The 3,070-nt window shown below is 70.8% G+C and carries 1 protein-coding gene (cut by a window edge); it reads right to left on the bottom strand.

The genetic code is table 11. From position 1 onward, the window contains the following. Positions 1–13: 13 nt before the first annotated feature. Positions 14–3,070, bottom strand: partial view of an SDR family NAD(P)-dependent oxidoreductase gene (locus BI347_RS14880; protein ID WP_071116210.1) — the end only. The gene runs 7,404 nt beyond the window's last position; 3,057 of the gene's 10,461 nt are visible here — the last part of the coding sequence; its start codon lies off the right edge, out of view — the gene reads right to left on this strand; its stop codon occupies positions 14–16.

Here is a 3,070-nt window from a genome sequence, read left to right as displayed (position 1 = left end):
GCGACCTCGCAACTTATGCCAACAGTTTTTCATGAACCAGCGGGTGGAGCGCTTTTCGCGGCGGCGTTCCGCCACCAGGGGCGGCGGAGCTGGCCGGCGGATCGGCGTCTTCCGGCGCGCGGAACGGATAGGTGGGCAGCCGGACCCTGGCCGGACGGCATAGACCGTACAAGGCTGCCCAGTCGACCTCCTCGCCGCGGCGCCATCTGACGGCAAGCTCGCCGCCATCGCCGTCGTCGCTCTCCTCCCCGGCCGCAGCGTCGGCATAGTCGCCCAGCTTGCCTATCAGATCGTCCACGTCCCGGGCGTGGAAAATCGCTCTGTACTTCATGGCCTCCCGGCCGGTCTGCAAGGTAAAGGCGATGCTGGAGAGATCCGGCACCGGATGCCCGCCCTGCGCGCCATCGCGGCCGGCCGCAAGCAGATGCCGCCGCAGACGCTGCGCATACAGCTTCAGCAGGCCGGGCCGCTTCGCCGACAGCGGCACCAGCGAGCCAAGCGCCTCCGGCGGCGCGGCCAGGTTCGGCTCGTCCACGCCGGCCGCCGGCTCCTCGACCACCACATGGACATTGGTGCCGCTCATGCCGAAGGCGCTGAGCGCGCCCAGCCTCATGCCCCGCCGATTGGCGCCCCATGGGCTCGGGGCTTTGTTGATGTAAAACGCGCTCTGATCCAGCTTGAGGAATTCATTATTTCGTTGATGGTTGGCCAGCGGCGGGATCTGCCTGTGCCTGATGGCCATCAGCATGGCGATCAGGCTGACCACGCCGGAAGCGGCGAAGGTGTGGCCGATCAGCGGCTTGATCGAGCCCAGCGCGCAGAAGGCCCGCGCGTCGGTGCCCCTGGCGAAAACCTCGGCCAGGCTGTTCACCTCCACCGGGTCCCCCAGCTTGGTCCCGGTGCCGTGCGCGATCACATAGGCGATGTCGGCGGGGTCGATGGCATGGTCGCGGTACAAGCGCTCGATCAGCGTGGCTTGCGCCAGGCCGCTGGGCGCGGTGATGCCGTTGGTCCGGCCGTCGTAGTTCATCCCGCTCGCCCGAATCACCCCGTAGATCGCGTCACCGTCCCCCCGCGCCTGCGACTCCCGCTTCAACACCACCGCCGCCACCGCCTCACCCGGCACCAGACCGTTGGCCCGCTCGTCGAAGGCATAGCACTCCCCGTCGCTCGACAGCATCCCGCTCTGGCTCAGCGCCAGATAGGTCAGCGGCGAGTTCAGCACGTTCACCCCGCCAGCCAGCGCCATCCCGCATTCGCCCCGCAGCACGCTCTGGCACGCGCTGTGCACCGCCGCCAAACCCGACGAGCACGCCGTGTTCAACGCCAGATTCGGCCCCTTCAGATCCAGAACATACGAGATCCGCGCCGCCAGAATGCCGTTGTGGTGGCTGGTCGCCAGTCCTGACGCTTCCGGCTGCGCCGCGCTTTCCTCCACCCCGATGTACACCCCGCAGTCGCTGCCCCGCAGCCGCGCGCCGGTGTAGCCGGCGTCCTCGAACGCCCGCCACGCTTCTTGCAGCATCAGCCGCTGCCGCGGGTCCATCCATTGCGCTTCCCGCGGCGAGATCTCGAAGAACAGCGAGTCGAACGCGTCCAGCTCCGCCAGGAAGGCGCCCCGGTTGCTGGCGATGCGATTGTCCGCCGCCCCGGCTCCGCCGTAGTACGGCCGCCAGTCCCACCGCTCCGCCGGCACTTCCGCTATCTGCTTGCGCCCTTCCAGCAGCAGACGCCACAGCTCGTCCGCGTCTTCGGCGCCCGCCGTGCGCACCGATAGTCCGATGATGGCCACCCCGTCCCCCGCCTCCGCTGCAGCCGTCGCGACAGGCGCCGCCGGCTCGACCATCTCAACCGGCTCGACCCGCTCCTCCGCCACCGCGTAGCGCGCGCTCAGCGCCGCCCGCTGCGTCTCGGCCAAATGCTGGCTCAGCCGGGCCGGCGTGCTGTAGTTGAAGAACACGCTGGGCGCCACGTCGAAGCCGAAGTGCGCGCTCAACTGCCGGCTCAGCTGCGCCAGACCAATCGAGTCGAAGCCCAGGTCGGCGAAGTTGCTGTCGGCCCGCTGCCGCTCCAGCGGCAGTTTCAGAATCGCCGCGATCCGCCCCTGCACATCGGCCAGCACTTGCGGACCCAGCTCGCCCGCCGCCGGACGCGCCGCCTCGACGCCGTAGCGACGGTTCAGCATCGCACGCAGCCGCTGCGGCTCGCCGGCCAGCACCAGCCGCTGCCCCTGGCCTCCGTGCAACGCACGCTCCCACGCCTGCAGCCCTTCCGCCTGTTCCAGGTAGCGCTGCCCGCTGCTGCGCAGATAGTGTTCTATCGCTTCGCTGCCCACCGCCCCCATGCCGCCAGCCCGCCACAGCGGCCAGCACAGCGCCACCGTCCGACCCTGCCGCCGCCCCGCCGTCCGTTGCGCTTCGCGGTAGTCGGCGTAAGCCATCAGGAAGCGGTTGGCGCTGGCGTAGTCGCAGCCGCCGCCATCGCCCAGCGCCGCCGCCGACGAGGAGAAGTAGCAGACGAAGTCCAGCGCCAGACCGGCGCTGCTTTCGTCCAGCGCCCGCGTCCCGTCCAGCTTGGCCCGCAGCACCTCGGCGAAACCGTCGGCGTCCTGTTCCAGCAGCGAGCGAGTCGATTCCAGGCCGGCCGCGTGCACGATGCCGTGCACCCCGCCCCAGCGCCCGACCACGTCGGCGATCACCCGCTCGACCTGCTCGCGCTCGGCCACGTCGGCCTGGTAGTAGACCGCCTCGCTGGCCCCCTGCGCCCGCAGCCGCGCCAGCCGCGCTTCCATCCCGGCATCGGCCGGCCGCCGACCCAGCAGCGCGATCCGCCCCTGGCAGCGTTGCGCCAGGTGGCCGGCGAACAGCTCGCCCAGGCCGCCGCCGCCGCCGCTGATCAGATACACCCCGCGGCTGCGCAGCGGCGACAGCGCCGGCGCGGCTTCCGCCGCCAACGGCCGCCAAGCCAGCCGCTGGCGCTCGCCGCCCTGATAGCGCGTCACGCCCGGACGGCCCCACTCGGCGGCGATCTGCTCCACGCTCAAGCCGCCGGCGTCGCCGAACAGCACGCC

It is taken from the genome of Chromobacterium sphagni (genome assembly GCF_001855575.1).
Lineage (GTDB): Bacteria > Pseudomonadota > Gammaproteobacteria > Burkholderiales > Chromobacteriaceae > Chromobacterium > Chromobacterium sphagni.
Note: the sequence above shows the minus strand (reverse complement) of the source record. Positions and strands in the feature narration are given on the sequence as shown.